General features: G+C 55.0%; 15 protein-coding genes and 1 tRNA gene. 12 read left to right on the top strand and 4 right to left on the bottom strand.

Annotated elements, in window-relative coordinates; all coding sequences use genetic code 11:
• Positions 1–27: 27 nt before the first annotated feature.
• Positions 28–906 carry a peptide chain release factor N(5)-glutamine methyltransferase gene (gene prmC / locus QQM41_RS00485; protein ID WP_339077441.1) on the top strand — a complete coding sequence of 293 codons (879 nt, stop codon included), beginning with the start codon at positions 28–30 and terminating at the stop codon, positions 904–906.
• Positions 907–1,164: 258 nt separating this feature from the next.
• A complete protein-coding gene (locus tag QQM41_RS00480; RefSeq protein ID WP_050819693.1) occupies positions 1,165–1,596 on the top strand; it encodes a DUF4167 domain-containing protein in 432 nt (143 codons plus the stop codon).
• A 163-nt stretch (positions 1,597–1,759) separates the two neighbouring features.
• On the opposite strand, the gene QQM41_RS00475 is transcribed toward QQM41_RS00480, so the two are convergent.
• Together QQM41_RS00475 and QQM41_RS00470 are read right to left on the bottom strand one after the other, a co-directional pair.
• A tRNA-Met gene (locus QQM41_RS00475) sits at positions 1,760–1,834 on the bottom strand.
• Between the two features lie 99 nt (positions 1,835–1,933).
• Positions 1,934–2,392: an MlaD family protein gene (locus tag QQM41_RS00470; RefSeq protein WP_339077440.1), complete on the bottom strand. Its 459-nt coding sequence runs from the start codon at positions 2,390–2,392 to the stop codon at positions 1,934–1,936.
• 123 nt (positions 2,393–2,515) lie between these two features.
• Between QQM41_RS00470 and QQM41_RS00465 the strand changes: the two genes are divergently transcribed.
• Both QQM41_RS00465 and QQM41_RS00460 read left to right on the top strand, forming a co-directional pair.
• Positions 2,516–3,364 carry an undecaprenyl-diphosphate phosphatase gene (locus QQM41_RS00465; RefSeq protein ID WP_339077439.1) on the top strand — a complete coding sequence of 283 codons (849 nt, stop codon included), beginning with the start codon at positions 2,516–2,518 and terminating at the stop codon, positions 3,362–3,364.
• Positions 3,365–3,379: 15 nt separating this feature from the next.
• Complete coding sequence (locus tag QQM41_RS00460; RefSeq protein WP_128105230.1) at positions 3,380–4,906, top strand: amino acid permease; 1,527 nt, start codon at positions 3,380–3,382, stop codon at positions 4,904–4,906.
• On the opposite strand, the gene QQM41_RS00455 is transcribed toward QQM41_RS00460, so the two are convergent.
• Both QQM41_RS00455 and QQM41_RS00450 read right to left on the bottom strand, forming a co-directional pair.
• Positions 4,907–5,971, bottom strand: a complete 1,065-nt coding sequence (locus QQM41_RS00455; RefSeq protein WP_339077437.1) for a D-alanine--D-alanine ligase — start codon at positions 5,969–5,971, stop codon at positions 4,907–4,909.
• Positions 5,968–6,534 carry a VTT domain-containing protein gene (locus tag QQM41_RS00450; protein ID WP_339077436.1) on the bottom strand — a complete coding sequence of 189 codons (567 nt, stop codon included), beginning with the start codon at positions 6,532–6,534 and terminating at the stop codon, positions 5,968–5,970. Before QQM41_RS00450 ends, QQM41_RS00455 begins: the two co-directional genes overlap by 4 nt.
• Positions 6,535–6,762: 228 nt before the next feature.
• Here QQM41_RS00450 and QQM41_RS00445 point away from each other — a divergent pair, with 228 nt between their 5' ends.
• From QQM41_RS00445 to QQM41_RS00410, 8 genes are read left to right on the top strand one after another with little or no spacing between them, the layout of a single operon-like run.
• On the top strand, positions 6,763–7,758 hold the full coding sequence (locus tag QQM41_RS00445) for a lytic murein transglycosylase (protein ID WP_339077435.1): 996 nt from the start codon (positions 6,763–6,765) through the stop codon (positions 7,756–7,758).
• Complete coding sequence (locus QQM41_RS00440; RefSeq protein ID WP_339077434.1) at positions 7,755–8,621, top strand: RlpA-like double-psi beta-barrel domain-containing protein; 867 nt, start codon at positions 7,755–7,757, stop codon at positions 8,619–8,621. The genes QQM41_RS00445 and QQM41_RS00440 overlap by 4 nt, the downstream gene beginning before the upstream one ends.
• A gap of 6 nt (positions 8,622–8,627) precedes the next feature.
• A complete protein-coding gene (locus QQM41_RS00435) occupies positions 8,628–9,848 on the top strand; it encodes a D-alanyl-D-alanine carboxypeptidase family protein (RefSeq protein ID WP_339077433.1) in 1,221 nt (406 codons plus the stop codon).
• A 3-nt stretch (positions 9,849–9,851) separates the two neighbouring features.
• On the top strand, positions 9,852–10,496 hold the full coding sequence (tmk, locus tag QQM41_RS00430) for a dTMP kinase (RefSeq protein WP_339077432.1): 645 nt from the start codon (positions 9,852–9,854) through the stop codon (positions 10,494–10,496).
• Between the two features lie 4 nt (positions 10,497–10,500).
• Positions 10,501–11,445, top strand: a complete 945-nt coding sequence (locus QQM41_RS00425; protein ID WP_339077431.1) for a DNA polymerase III subunit delta' — start codon at positions 10,501–10,503, stop codon at positions 11,443–11,445.
• Positions 11,442–12,980, top strand: a complete 1,539-nt coding sequence (metG, locus tag QQM41_RS00420) for a methionine--tRNA ligase (RefSeq protein ID WP_050819701.1) — start codon at positions 11,442–11,444, stop codon at positions 12,978–12,980. The genes QQM41_RS00425 and metG overlap by 4 nt, the downstream gene beginning before the upstream one ends.
• Positions 12,980–13,792 (top strand): TatD family hydrolase, encoded by an 813-nt coding sequence (locus QQM41_RS00415; protein ID WP_339077430.1) that lies wholly within the window; start codon positions 12,980–12,982, stop codon positions 13,790–13,792. Before metG ends, QQM41_RS00415 begins: the two co-directional genes overlap by 1 nt.
• A gap of 31 nt (positions 13,793–13,823) precedes the next feature.
• Positions 13,824–14,618 (top strand): MBL fold metallo-hydrolase, encoded by a 795-nt coding sequence (locus QQM41_RS00410; RefSeq protein WP_339077429.1) that lies wholly within the window; start codon positions 13,824–13,826, stop codon positions 14,616–14,618.
• Positions 14,619–14,630 lie beyond the last annotated feature (12 nt).

The following is a 14,630-nucleotide window of genomic DNA, read 5'->3' as shown; positions in this document are numbered from 1 at the left end:
CCAGATCAATCCATCAAGGTTGCGTGCGTGAATACAGCAGAAAAAAAAGTTCCCTGCCAACCCATAGCGCAACTGTTGCGTGAGGGTACGCAGCTTTTGGCGCAAGCCGGTATTGAAGGCCCGCGGCGGGAAGCCCGATTACTGCTTATTCATGCGCTTTCTCTTACGCCAGAGCAACTTCTGGCACGCTCCCCAACAGAAAACGTGCCAAGTGAGCCTTTCTTTTCTTACGTAAAGCGCCGCGCAACACATGAGCCTTTTGCCTATATTACGGGCAGCAAAGGGTTCTGGAGTTTGGATTTGGCCGTATCGCCAGCAAGCCTTGTGCCGCGTGGAGATACAGAAACACTTATTACAAGCCTTCTGGAGTATCGCTCGGATCAGGCATCAGCGTTGAATATTCTGGATTTAGGCACAGGCACGGGCTGTTTACTGCTGGCAGCTTTGGCCGAATACCCTAAGGCGCATGGGGTGGGGGTGGATATTAACCCGCAGGCTGCCATTTTGGCGCATGGCAATGCCCAACGTTGCGGTATGCAGGATCGCGCGTTGTTTATGGTGGCGGAGTGGGATGCTGCTTTGGCCCCAGGCATGCGTTTTGATGTGGTGCTGAGCAACCCACCGTATATTCCTACTTCGGATTTGGCCGACCTTATGCCGGAAGTGCGTGAGCATGAGCCCGTACGCGCGCTGGATGGTGGGGGTGATGGGTTAGCGGCATACCGCTATATTTGCAGCCGTCTGCCATTTTTGTTGGCTGATGGTGGGTTGGCTGTGCTGGAAATTGGCATAGGGCAGGAGGCCGATTTACGCACCTTGGCAAGCGCCAATGCCTTGCGCGTGGTGGATGTAAAAGCCGATCTGGCAGGCATTGCCCGCGCTGTGGTGCTGGAAAAACAGGCGTGAAAAATAACTTGGCTTTATGTGCCTGGGTTGCTACACTGCTCAAGCTTGCTTCTGTAGCAGATGTAAAAATCTAAAATCACTGCATCAGAAATTAAAGCAGCAAGGGGGCCTTTCATTTGGCAACACTTTATATGTTGCCTTACATAAAGCCCATTCCGAAAAAACAATTCGGCCTTCACTCAGGAAGCATACCTTTTTAATACAGGACTGTTTCTTTATGCCAAAGTGCCCTGAACAGGAAAGCGCTGTGATAAACCCATGAACGTAAAACGGATGCGGACAAGACACCATCGTTCCAACGGGAGCAATGGGAGTTCCCGACAACTGAATGGACAGATTCCGATGAACAGGAATCATGTTTTTGATAGTCATGGCCCGGATGTGCGCGTACGTGGCACAGCCCAGCAGCTTTTTGAAAAATACCTCCAGCTTGGCCGTGATTCTACAGGCAGCGGAGACCGCGTGGCAGCGGAAGGTTACTTCCAGCATGCTGAACATTACTTCCGTATCATGAATGCCATGGCGCAGGCTGCACAGCAAAGCCAGCAAGAACGCGCCGAGCGCCTTGCCGCCCGCCAGCAGCGTGCTGCTGCACAGGCAAATGAGGAAGGTGAAGACCGGCAGGAACAGGATCCTCAGCCCGACGTTCGGGAAGAATCTGAACCTCAGCCTGAACTTTCCGAAGGCTAAAAATCTTCAGATCCCTTGCTGCCCTGCTTCCTGTATCTGGAGGCGGGGTAGGCGAGGTCTGGTTGTATGTGTTTGAAGGCTGTTTCAAGCCATCAACATTCTACACACAACACTGCAAGCGCTAGGCTTGGTGTTTGTTGGGTGTGTTGTCTTTTAAGGGAATTGGTAGCGGCGGAAGGATTTGAACCTCCGACCAAGGGATTATGATTCCCCTGCTCTACCACTGAGCTACGCCGCCATACTGTGTTGGCGCTGATCTACCTGATTCTCCGTAATGTCGTCAACCCGGTTTGGCGTATTTTGTTATAAAAATAATCAGATAAGAGAATATACGGGCTTACTGCCCCAGATTTCCGGCACCAAAGATGTAGTTGCTCACCTGTTGCTCAAGGCTTGTAGGCTCCAGCGTATGTGTCAGCATTCCGTTAGGCGGCACTATGGTGGAGGATGTGCCAGGTTCAATCATCAACGCGTTTTCAGATGAAAGCGTGGCGCTGCTGATTGTGAGGGTGCTGTCCTGCGGTAAATGCAGGGCACCATCTAGTGTAAAGTGCACAAAGGCCATCTGGGTGGCTGGGTCCAGCGTGATGGAAGATACGCGGCCAACTTTTACGCCTGCAATATCTACATCCGCGCCACGCTCCAGCCCGTTGGCAGAAACAAAGCGGGCAGAGAGGGCGTAGCTATCTGTGCCCGGAGATTTCTGGGTGCCATGCGCATAAACGGCAAAACCCAGCGTGGCTGCCAGAACTGCTCCGCTAAAAAGACACGCGCCTGCACGGTTTTGCCTGCTCATGGGTGTGTTTTCATCCTGAATAATGATGTTGTGGTACAAGACTTAGCATGAATCCTTGCAGCATGGTGGCGCATGGTGCAAGGACAGGCAGCAAAGTTGTGCCAGCGTGGGTTGTAACTGCATATGTCGTTTCTTCAGGCTATCATTATCGCTCTTCTTCAGGGAGCAACAGAACTCTTTCCCGTAAGTAGCCTTGGACATGCTGTTATTCTGCCGGCGCTGTTCCATTGGTCGTACGATCCGCATGATCCGGCTTTTTTGCCGTTTCTGGTTATGCTGCATCTGGGCACCTCTGTGGCGCTGCTGGTTTTTTTCTGGAAAGACTGGCTGGCCATTTTTAAGGGGGCCAGTGGCAGTTGCGGGCAGCGCATGCAAATGGAAAGCCTGCATATTCTGTGGCTGCTGATTGTGGCCACCATTCCCGCTGTTGTGGTGGGCGGATTGTTTGAGCACTTCCTGCGCAATCTGTTTGGCTCAGCTTCTTCCGCAGCCATCTTTCTGTTTTTGAACGGCCTACTTTTGCTAGTGGTGGAACGGTTGCGCAGTAGTATGGTGCGTAAAAACGTGAACTCTGTTGCCAGCATGACATCGCGCGATGCGGTGATTATCGGCCTGTTTCAGTGCCTTGCATTTTTCCCGGGGCTTTCGCGCTCTGGCGCAACCATTTGCGGTGGCCTGCTGCGTGGTTTGCATCATGATACGGCAGCACGCTTTTCCTTTTTGATGGCCCAGCCGGTTATTTTGGCTGCCACGGTGCGTGAGGCCTTCAAGATGCGGCATCTGGAGCTGCAACCGGGCCAGATGCGCATTGCTTTGGTGGCGGCCGTTGTTTCTGGCCTGACTGCACTGTTCAGCACCGCTTTTCTGATGCGGTATTTCCGTGATCATGACAGATGGGCGCTTTCCCCCTTTGCTTGGTACTGCATGGGCGTAGGCGGTATTGCGACCATTCTGTTCCATTTTATGCACTGAACCAGAAATAATCTGATGGGAGATCTTTCTGGTTCGTCGCGGCGCAAGTCCTTACAGCGTATTGAAAAGGAAAACAGCACTCAACGCCTGAGCAGAACATTGGGGCCCTTACAGCTCACCATGTTGGGTGTGGGTTCCACTATTGGTGCGGGCATTTATGTCATGACCGGCACGGCCGCTGCCAATTATGCCGGGCCTTCTATTCTTCTGTCCTTTATTGTGGCAGGGGTTGCCTGCCTTTTTACGGCTCTTTCCTATGGGGAGCTGGCATCCTCCATGCCAGTTTCTGGCTCTGCCTACACGTATGCCTATGTCTCCATGGGGGAACGTTGGGCATGGGCTGTGGGGTGGCTGCTTTTGCTGGAATACGGCATTTCTTGCGCAGGGGTGGCGGCTGGGTTTTCGGGGTACGCTGTCAGCCTTTTGCAGGACTTTGGCGTGCATGTGCCATCGGCACTTTCCACCACCACGCTGCAAGTTGCGTTTGAAGGGGCATCCCGTCACGTTGCTGCGGGCTGGCGCATGGATGCCGTAGGCGCATTTTCTATTCTGGCGGTTTCTTTGCTTCTGGTTTTAGGGGTGCGTGAATCCTTCAAAATCAATGCGCTGATTGTTTTTCTCAAAGTGGGTGTTCTGGCGCTGTTTGTGGCGCTGGGTGTGTGGGAGGTGCATCCCTCTTACTGGACACCGTTTATTCCCAAATACGAAGGTGGTTTTCGGTTTGGCTTTCCCGGTATTTTCCGTGCCGCATCGGTTATCTTTTTTGCGTATGTAGGGTTTGAGGCTGTTTCCACTGCAGCTGGGGAGGCACGAAACCCCCGGCGCGATGTGCCAGTTGGCATTGTGCTTTCACTTATCATCTGCACGGTTGTGTACATGATTGTGGCTGCCGTGCTGATAGGCGTGGTGCCGTGGCAGACGCTGGATGTGGCAGACCCGCTGGCTATAGCCGTTAACGCCATGCATCAGCCGTGGCTGGCTTTGTTTGTAAAACTGGGGGCCGTTATTGGCCTGTGTTCCGTGCTGATGGGGCTGTTATATGCCCAAAGCCGTATCTTTTTTGCCATGGCGGAAGATGGGTTGCTGATGCCAATGTTCAGCAAGTTGCATCCGCGTTTTCAAACCCCATGGATCGGCAGTATTGTGCTGGGCCTTGGTGTGGCGCTGGCTACCGCTACGTTGCCGATTGATATTATTGGTGATCTGGTCAGCCTCGGCACAGCCGTGGCGTTTGGCATTGTGTGCTTTACCGTTATCTGGGTGCGCAACAAGGCGCCGGAAATTCCCCGTCGTTTCAGTGTGCCGTGGGGTGGTTTTACTGTGCGCGGAATCTGGTTGGGCTATGTGCCGCTTTTGGGGATTTTCTTCTGCGCAACCATGGTGGCGCCGCTTTGCGTGGATATGATGCTGGCCCTGTATAAGGGAGACCCTATCCCTTTGTTGTTGCTGCTTACTTATGCCGGGATAGGGTGGGCCAGCTATCGGTTTTATGGTCACGTCCATTCCCGCCTGGGGCGGGAACAGCGCGAAAAAGCCAAATAATCAGTCGTTCAACGGATAGGAAGCCAAAAGTCGCTTCTGCCGCTGCCACAGGCGCACGCCTTCCCACAAATTGGTGGGAGACCAGCCAGCCTTCTTCTTTTTGGCGCCAATGCGGAAGCTTTCCCGGTAATGGTGGAACTGGGCTGCATAGGCTTCACGCAGTGTGGTGCGAGAGTCCCAGATGTGGATGGCTTCTGAGCCTACGCCGTTGATTTCGATAATCTCAAAATCCTTACCTTCACGTAGCGCTTCAGCAGAACGGAACTTCACATCAATACGCCCGAAATGAAAATCGGGAATATCCTGCATAATGGCATCAATCTGGCGTGTGAGTTCCGGCGTAATGTCGGCCTTGCCGTTGCGGAAAATGGCCCCTTTACAGTGGTTGCCCGCAAAAACCAGCTCTAGCTCATCACCATCTGGCAAAACTTCGTGCAGGCAGTGGGTCAGGCGCGGTGTGTAGATGTGCAGCACTTTGCTGGTGCGGCTATCTTTTTGTAGCAATTGCAGCACCGTATCGCGCCCATTCCCGCGCAGGGCCGGAATATCCTTGTAAGTGAGGGATGAAATTTCCCCCATAGGGCTGTCAGGGTGACGAATATAAAACAGCCCGGCTTCGTGTTTCCACGGAATCAGCTTTTGTATCACCAGCCTGATCTTGCGTGGAAAGGCGGCAAGGGCTGCTTTCAGTTCTTCTTCCGTGCGCACCAGTTTTACGCCGGTGCCATTGCACCCAATATCGGGCTTCACCACGACAGGTAGCGTAAGCCCCTTGGCCTGCATGGCTGCGTGAGCGCGCGCAAGGTCATGCGTGCCTGTTGGGAGCGTGACATAAGGTGCAATCCAGCGTTTGGCATAATTACCGGCCATATCCAGAATGCTGCTTTTGCTTTCACCGCACAGGCCGCCGGTTTCAATGCGCGGGTTGGCGGCTGTGGGCAGGGTAACATCCCCATAGCGCAGGCCCAGCAGAATCCAGTATGCCACAACGGGGGTGTAAAAAACCCAACCAGGCCAGAATTCAAAAAGGGAGAGAGGAGAAGGCTGTTTTTCGGCCTGTGTCATGTCTTCTGTTTCTGTGCTCGGGCAATCAAACGGCCCATAAAGAAAATAACCAACACAAACCCGGCCAGCCCAGCCCAGCGCCATGCGCCAAGATGATCTAGGATAAACCCACCAACATGGAGCGAAAGCGCAAATAATGCGGTTGTCCAGATAAGTGTGGCCAGAAATGTGGCGGCGGTAAATACAGGCAAACCCGCGTTAAAAAAACCGCTTGCCGTGTAAAGCGGCAACCGGGTGCCCGGAATAAAGCGGCTGACAAATACAACCCAGAACAGGTTTTTGGAAAGCCAGACTTTTTGGTTTTCCATTTGTGATGTGTTCACCCATTTTTGGGCGGGCTTCCAGCGTGCAGCCAGATAGCCCAAGCCGTAAAGCCCCACATCGCCAGTTACAATGCCAATATACAAAGCAATAAGCGCTGTAATGGGTGAGAGTGTGTGGAGGTTAACCTGAATGGCCGTAATAACCGTGGCCGCATCTTCCAGCACAAATGTAGCCAGAATAACGATAACAACCTGCGCAAAAGGGTAAGCGGCGGTAAGTTCCAGAAACTGATCCAGCAAAGAAGGGTATCTCTCTCCGGCCAGAACAGCACGGTCTTGAAGGTTTTAAGAGTATCAGCAGGGCTCCAACAGGCTCTTTTGTGACAGTATTGTCAAGAGGGCGTGGGGCCTATTGGTGCACGTGTTTGCGCCCAAAATAAGGGAATAAAGAAGATGGCCTGACAAAGGCCTTATTCCACTATATTCTATGGCAGTGAATGTTACACAGATCAGAAGCGTGAAGCCTTAATGCTACGAAGAAAACTTCTTGTTGGTGGGGCTTCTGCTCTGTTCGCCACACCTGTATTGGCCCGCACAACGGCGGCAACTCTCCCACACCCTGCAGCCTCATCCAGTTATGCCACCTTTCTGGCAGGCGTGCGGCGTGAAGCCATAGGGCAGGGTATTTCTGCCGCTGTGGTAGATCAGGCCCTTGCACTCACCACCCAGCCAAACGCCAAGGTGCTGAAGGCAGACCGGCATCAGCCAGAATTCACCCTGACATGGGCGCAATACAAAGATCGGGTTCTTACGGAAAAGAAAATTTCCGATGGGCTTGCGGCTGTGGGCCAACGTACAGCGCTGCTCAACCGTATCAGTTCCACATATGGTGTTGATAAAGGGGCCATTGCGGGGATCTGGGGGTTGGAATCTGCTTATGGCACACGCATGGGCACGTTCCATGTGATCGATGCTTTGGCGACTCTGGCTTATGATGGCCGGCGTTCGGCCTTTTTCCGTTCAGAACTCATGAAGGCGCTGAGCATTCTGGGGCAGGGTGATATCACACCAGCAGGTATGCTGGGCAGCTATGCAGGGGCCATGGGGCAGCCGCAGTTCATGCCCAGCGCCTATCTGCGTTACGCGGCCAGCTACCCGGATGGGGGGCGGCGCGATATCTGGCATAATGAAGCCGATGTTTTTGCCTCTATCGCCAATTATCTGGCCAAGTGCCATTGGCTGCCCGGCCAGCCGTGGGGTGAGGAAGTATTGCTGCCGGATACCATAACGCAGGCACAAATTGGCCGTACGGCTGTGCATCCCATTTCATGGTGGGCGCAGCAGGGTGTGCGGCCACGCGCGGGGCAGTTTTCAACCGCCGTGCAGGAAGGTGCGATTATCCGCCCGGATGGGGTGGGGGGCGAAGCCTTTATCGTCTATCATAATTTCAACGTGATCCGCCGCTACAACCCCTCCGATTTCTACGCGCTGGGTGTAGGGCTTCTTGGTGATGCAATAACGTGAAAAAACTCGCCCTTGTAGGGTGCCTGGCAGTGCTGGCCTGTTCGCGCCCGCAGCCCGTGGCACAGCAGGATCTGCATTATACAGTTGGGCCGGCCTGGCAAGCAGGCGGCAAGTGGTTTTACCCGCGCGAAGACTTTGCATGGCAAGGCACAGGCCTGGCTGTAAGGGAACCTGCGCAGGCAGAAGGACATCTGACAGCGGATGGTGAGGTCTGGCACGCTGCCAGCATGACAGGTAGCCATCAGACATTACAGCTGCCCGCCGTGGTGCGCGTGACCAATCTGGATAACGGGCGGCAGATTGTGATCCGCCTGAATGATCGTGGCCCGAATGATCCGGGGCGCATGATCGGCCTTTCCCCACGTGCCGCAGATTTGCTTGGCGTGGGTAAGGAGCCTGCACGTGTGCAGGTGGTGGAAGATGAAATGGCCAGCAGGCAGTTTGCCGAGGTGCTGCCCGGCGGCCCCATGTTGCAGATTAGTGCGGCCCCGCTGGAAAAAGTGCAACAAACGGCATTAGGTAACGCGCCAGTGGATAGGCAGGGCCTTACAGTTCTGGCAGATAACACCACGCAGGAAACACCTGCGCCGGGCAAGGTGGTGCTGGCAGATCTGCCAGCCACTGTTATGCAGGGCGCGTCTGTGTCCAGCATGCTGTGGGTGGAAACCATGGATTTTACATCTCGCTTGGCCGCCATGCGGCAGGCGGCGGCACAAGGTGCCAGCGTTCGGCCTGTGTTTTTGGGGCACAGCACCATGTGGGCTGTGCGCTACGGGCCTTTTGCGACTATAAGCGAAGCAGATGCCGCCCTTAAGCGGGCACTTGCTACTGGTTTAACCGGATCTCATATCGTCGTCGAATAGGGAAAAATGTTGCAGACTCGACGGTTCTTACTCGCAGGGGGCGCTGCCCTTTTCTCTGGTGCCTATGCGCTTGATGCCATGGCACGGCCTCGCCACCACGGCGCGGCGGCCAAAGGTGCAGCACCTGCGGTGGCCCAGCCTGCTGTGCCGGGGGCGGATACACCCGCCACCACGCCCGTGGGGCCGGTGGACACACAGGCACGCTGGGCCTGCATTCTGGATTACAATAGCGGTGCCACACTGCTTGAGAAAAATGCAGATGAGCGCATGCCCCCATCATCCCTTACCAAGATGATGACGGCGTACGTAACATTTGGCATGCTCAAATCTGGCCGCCTGAAGCTGGACCAGATGTTGCCCGTAAGTGAACGCGCATGGCGTATGCAGGGTTCACGCATGTTTGTGCCCTTGGGGCAGAGCGTGAGCGTGCAGGATCTTATTCAGGGTATGGTCATCCAGTCCGGTAATGATGCCTGTATTGTGATTGCAGAAGGCATTTCCGGCTCGGAAGAGCAGTTTGTGGCGCTGATGAATGATACAGCCACCAAGCTGGGGCTGACCAATTCACACTTCATGAATGCAACCGGCTGGCCGGCAGAAAATCATTACATGTCTGCGCGGGATGTGGCCTATCTGGCCCTGCGTCTGATCCATGATTTCCCGGAATACTACCACTTCTTCTCGGAAAAAGAGTTCCTGTTCAATAAAATCCGGCAGGAAAACCGGAACTCTCTGGTGGTTAAAGGTCTGGCCGATGGCCTGAAAACCGGCCACACAGATGCAGGTGGTTTTGGCCTGTGTGCATCTTCCGAGCGTGAAGGGCGGCGTGTTGTGCTGGCTGTTAACGGCCTGCCATCTTCCGCAGCACGTGGACGTGAAGCGGAGCGCCTGATGGGCTGGGCTTTTGCCAATTTTGAAACCGCACAGATTGTCAGCAAAGGCGATGTGCTGGAGCAGGCCCCGGTATGGATGGGCGTAACCCAGACAGTGCCGCTGGTGGCTGCGCAGGATTTCAAAATCCTTCTGCCACATGGCTGGCGCAATGGCACGCATCTGGCGCTGGACTATAACGGCCCGATTATTGCGCCTGTGCAGGCCGGGCAGGTTGTGGGGCAACTTACAGTGTCGCTCCCCGGTGGGCGGCAGGCCAGTATTCCGGTGCAAGCCGGGCAGAGCGTGCCTGCACTGGGCTTTTTGGGGCGAGCTGCACGTCGGCTGCACCTGTAATCCATGGCTTGTGGCATGTTCATAACGCTGGAAGGCGCAGAAGGGGTGGGAAAATCCACCCAACTGCGGCTTTTGAAGGAAAATCTGGAAGCGCAGGGCCAGCAAGTTCTGGCCACGCGTGAGCCGGGAGGTTCTGCCGGGGCGGAAGATCTGCGCCAGCTTTTGCTTTTTGGTAAAAATCCGCTCTCTGCTCGGGCAGAAATTCTCACCCATTTTGCGGCACGGTATGATCATGTTGATCAGGTCATTCTGCCCGCCCTCAAGGCCGGGCAGATTGTGCTGTGTGATCGCTTTACCGATTCCACCATGGCGTATCAGGGTTACGGGCGCGCCAATGGTGATCCGGCTATTTTAAGCCTGATTGAAACACTGCAAAAACAGCTTGGTTTGCAGCCAGATATAACCTTTCTGCTGCAAGCGCCGCGTGCCATCTCCCGCCAACGTCTGGCTGCACGTGGTGCGCCAACAGACAGGTATGAACAGGCGGACGAGGATTTTCATGCCCGTTTGGCAGATGGGTTTGCACATATTGCCAAGGCCGAGCCGCAACGGGTGGTGGTGGTGGATACCTCCGTCCATTCGGCAGAGCAGGTGAACGCCCAGATTCTGAAAGATATCCAGACCCATCTGGCCCATGCCGGGGGCTAAGGGCGTGCAGGAACCTCGTTTGGCATCTTTGCAACTGTGTGGGCATCAGGCCGTTTTGCAGGCGTTTCGGCAGGCCATGCAGGGTGGGCGTTTGCCTCATGCGTGGTTAATTACGGGGCCACCGGGCATTGGCAAGGCTACATTCGCGTTCCGGCTGGCACGTATTTTGCTGGGTGGGGAGGATGAACTAAGCCCCGCTGGGCGGCGCGTTTCTGCCGCTACCCATGCAGATTTGCTGGTGGTTGCCCGCGGGTTTGATGAAAAACGTCAGAAATATCGCAGCGAGATTGTGGCGGATGACGTGCGCCCCATTAACTCCTTTTTGCGGCGCACAGCGGCAGAAGGGGGGTGGCGCGTTGTGATTGTGGATGGTGCGGAATACATGAACCGTAGCGCAGCCAACGCCGTGCTGAAAATTCTGGAAGAGCCTCCACCCGCTACGGTATTGCTGTTAACCTGTTCTGCTCCGGGGCGGCTTTTGCCCACCATCCGTAGCCGATGCCGCAAGCTGGAACTTGCCCCGCTGGATGCAGCAGATATGTCTGCCGTGCTGCGTGCGCAGGCTCCAGAGGCTTCGGATACAGAAATACAGCGCGTTATGGCAGAGGCCCACGGCGCGCCGGGGCGTGCTCTGGCTTTGCTGGCAGATAAGGGTGGTGAAATTGCCAGCCTTGTGCACGAAGTGGTGCAGGGTATTACGCCATTACGCAGCTATGAGGTTGCAGAAACCATTTTGCGCAGGGATTATGGTTTCAGTCTGTTTTTCAGCCTGTTATCAGACACACTCCAGATACAGGCCCGTCAGGCGGCGCGGCAGGGCAACCCGCAATGTGTGGCCTTGGCCAATGCGTGGGAAGCCACCATGCGCAAGCACGCCGAGACGGAACGCTTTAATCTGGATAAACAGGAAGCCCTGCTTGAAGCTATGACGATTGCGAGCCGAGAATGACCCGTCGTTTCTATGTAACTACGCCCATCTATTACGTGAACGGAGCGCCCCATATCGGCCACGCTTACACGTCTATTGCTGCGGATGTGATGGCCCGCTTTCATCGTCTGGCAGGGGATGAGGTCTTCTTTCTGACAGGCACTGATGAGCACGGCCAGAAGGTGGAGCAGGCCGCGCAGGCCAACGGCACGGATGCCAAAAGTTTTGCAGATAAGGTTTCGGCTGATTTCCGCAACATGGCCGATGCCATGAACATCTCTTATGATGATTTCATCCGCACCACAGAACCACGCCACATTACCAGCACGCAGGCATTGTGGAAGAAGGTGGCGGATAACGGGGCCATTTATCTGGGCGCGTATGAGGGCTGGTATGCCCTGCGTGATGAATGCTTTTACGGTGAAGATGAACTGGTGCCCGGCCCGGATGGCAAAAAAGTTGCCCCCACAGGTGCGCCGGTAGAATGGGTGAAGGAACCCTCTTACTTCTTCAAGCTATCCGAGTATCAGGATCGGCTGCTGGAGCTGTATGAAAATAATCCGGATTTTCTAGGCCCACATGGCGCACGAAACGAGATTGTCAGCTTTGTCAAACAAGGTCTGCGCGATCTTTCCATCAGCCGCACCAGCTTCAAATGGGGCATTCCTGTTCCGGGTGATGATAAGCACGTTATGTATGTGTGGTTTGATGCGCTCGCTAACTATCTGAGCGCTCTGGGCTACCCGGATACCAACGCGCCGCGCATGGCATTCTGGCCTGCCAACCTGCATCTGGTTGGTAAGGATATTGCACGCTTCCATGCCGTTTACTGGCCAGCTTTCCTTATGGCTGCTGGTATTGAATTGCCGCGCAAGGTGTTTGCCAATGGTTGGTGGACCATTGAAGGCCAGAAGATGAGCAAATCTCTGGGCAATGTGGTGGACCCGCGTGATCTGGTAAAGGAATTCGGGCTGGATGCGGTTCGCTTCTTCCTGCTGCGCGAAGTGCCTTTTGGTGGGGATAGTGATCTTTCCCGCAAGGCGCTGATCATGCGCAACAATGTGGAACTGGCGAATGATCTGGGCAATCTGGCCCAGCGCACGCTTTCTCTGGTAGCGCGTAACTGCGGCGGCATTCTGCCAGAACGGCGTGAGCTGACAGAGGAAGATACACATCTGCTGGGGCAGGTGATGGTGCTGCCAGATCTGCTGAAATCTCAGATCGAGCGGTGCGCTCTGACAGATGCGCTGGAAGATGTGTGGAAGGTTATCCGCGCCTGCAACGCGTATATCGATCATCAGGCCCCGTGGGCGCTGCGCAAAACAGATCCCGAACGCATGAAGGATGTTCTGCGCGTGTTGGTGGATGCCCTGCGTGGTATTGCCACCATGCTTCAGCCTTTCATGCCGCAGAGCATGGAGCGCATGCTGGATCAGCTTGCCGTTACGGCAGAAGAGCGCAGCTTTGCCGCATTGGAAACACCGTTGCCCGGTGGGCGTCAGCTTCCAGCGCCGCAGGGTATCTTCCCCCGCTATGTTGAGCCCGAACAGGCATAATGATGACAGAGGACGTTACAAAGCTGGCAGGGTTAATAGATTCTCACTGCCATCTTGATCATTTTTCAGCCGAGGAAATGCCAGAACTGCTTGAGGCCGCCAAAGAGGCGGGCTTGAGCGGGATGGTTACCATCGGTACCCGCTTGGCCCGTGCACCGCAACAAAAGGCGCTGGCCAAGCTGGATACGCCAGATATGCGCGTATGGTGCACCGTTGGCACACATCCAGACCATGTGGAGGAAGAACCTTTGCCCACTGTGGCGGATATTGTGGCCATTGCAGATGTGCCCGAAGTGATTGGCATTGGTGAAACCGGGCTGGATTACTTCCACGGCAAGGAGGATGTGCGCCCGCTCCAGCATGAGTATTTTCGCCAGCATATTCGTGCCGCGCGGGAACTGGATGTGCCGGTTATTATCCATGCCCGCCAGGCAGATGAAGATGTGGCCACAATTTTAGAGGAAGAACACGCAAAAGGGGCTTTTCCCATTTTGCTGCATTGTTTTGCCTCTGGCCCGGAACTGGCGCAGCGTGTGGTTAATCTGGGCGGATATGTCAGTTTTTCAGGTATCGCCACATTTCCGAAATGCGATGAAATCCGGGCTGTTGCGCGCAATCTTCCGGCAGATCGCATTGTGGTGGAAACGGATTCTCCCTACCTCGCTCCCGTGCCAAAGCGCGGCAAGCGCAATCAGCCGGCTTTTGTGGCGCATACGGCAGCCCGGATTGCACAGGAACGCGGCATGGAACTGCCAGATTTCACACGTATGACCACAGAAAACTTCTATCGGTTATTCCGCAAGGCAGTGTGATGGTTGCCAAGAGAATGCGGGAGAAACGGGTATGAAAATTACAGTTCTGGGGTGTGGTGGCTCTGCTGGTGTGCCCATGGTTGGTGGTGCCGATGGCCACGGAATCTGGGGCGCGTGTAACCCGAAGGAACCCCGGAACACCCGCACACGCTCCTCCATTCTGCTGCGGTTAAAAAACGGTGCTGGCGTATTGGTGGATACGGGGCCGGATTTGCGTACCCAGCTTTTGGCGAATGGCATTAGGGATTTTGAATCCATTATCTTCACCCACGCCCATGCGGATCATATTGCCGGGTTGGATGAAGTGCGCGCCATTAACCGCGTGATTGAAAAGCCTCTACACGCTTATGGAGCGGCGCAAACGCTGGAAGATATTCAGCGGCGGTTTGATTATGTGTTCAAACCGTGGACACCACCAAACTTTTTCCGTGCTGTGGTGGAAGCACACCCGGTAAAAATGGGGCAGCCTGTTACCATAAGCGGTACGGAGTTTACCCTGTTTGATCAGGTGCATGGCCGTGTTGGCTCGACAGGTGTGCGGTGCGGAGACTTTGTTTACAGCACCGATGTGATGGAGTTTCCCGAAGACTCTGTGGAAGTTCTGCGTGGGGTAGATACGTGGATGGTGGATTGCTTCCAACGCCAGCCCCATAGTGCACATGCTTGGTTGGAACGCGTGCTGGAATGGCAGCAGGCTATCAATCCACGCCGCATAATACTCACCCATATGGGCCCGGATATGGATTGGCAGTGGATGCAGGACCATCTTCCTGCAGGTATGGAACCGGCATGGGATGGCGCTGTGTTTGAGGTTGCTGACCCCTAAAAGAAACCGAGA

This window comes from Acetobacter sp. AC2005, from assembly GCF_037901235.1.
Taxonomy (GTDB): domain Bacteria; phylum Pseudomonadota; class Alphaproteobacteria; order Acetobacterales; family Acetobacteraceae; genus Acetobacter; species Acetobacter oryzoeni.
Note: the sequence above shows the minus strand (reverse complement) of the source record. Positions and strands in the feature narration are given on the sequence as shown.

What these genes read in the sequence shown, in the direction of transcription:
- metG (WP_050819701.1), top strand. Translation starts at nt 11,442, where the DNA reads ATGACCCGTCGTTTCTATGTAACTACGCCCATCTATTACGTGAACGGA.
- QQM41_RS00470 (WP_339077440.1), bottom strand. Translation starts at nt 2,392, where the DNA reads ATGAGCAGGCAAAACCGTGCAGGCGCGTGTCTTTTTAGCGGAGCAGTT.
- QQM41_RS00435 (WP_339077433.1), top strand. Translation starts at nt 8,628, where the DNA reads ATGTTGCAGACTCGACGGTTCTTACTCGCAGGGGGCGCTGCCCTTTTC.
- QQM41_RS00460 (WP_128105230.1), top strand. Translation starts at nt 3,380, where the DNA reads ATGGGAGATCTTTCTGGTTCGTCGCGGCGCAAGTCCTTACAGCGTATT.
- QQM41_RS00480 (WP_050819693.1), top strand. Translation starts at nt 1,165, where the DNA reads ATGAACGTAAAACGGATGCGGACAAGACACCATCGTTCCAACGGGAGC.
- QQM41_RS00455 (WP_339077437.1), bottom strand. Translation starts at nt 5,971, where the DNA reads ATGACACAGGCCGAAAAACAGCCTTCTCCTCTCTCCCTTTTTGAATTC.
- QQM41_RS00410 (WP_339077429.1), top strand. Translation starts at nt 13,824, where the DNA reads ATGAAAATTACAGTTCTGGGGTGTGGTGGCTCTGCTGGTGTGCCCATG.
- QQM41_RS00445 (WP_339077435.1), top strand. Translation starts at nt 6,763, where the DNA reads ATGCTACGAAGAAAACTTCTTGTTGGTGGGGCTTCTGCTCTGTTCGCC.
- QQM41_RS00415 (WP_339077430.1), top strand. Translation starts at nt 12,980, where the DNA reads ATGATGACAGAGGACGTTACAAAGCTGGCAGGGTTAATAGATTCTCAC.
- tmk (WP_339077432.1), top strand. Translation starts at nt 9,852, where the DNA reads ATGGCTTGTGGCATGTTCATAACGCTGGAAGGCGCAGAAGGGGTGGGA.
- QQM41_RS00465 (WP_339077439.1), top strand. Translation starts at nt 2,516, where the DNA reads ATGTCGTTTCTTCAGGCTATCATTATCGCTCTTCTTCAGGGAGCAACA.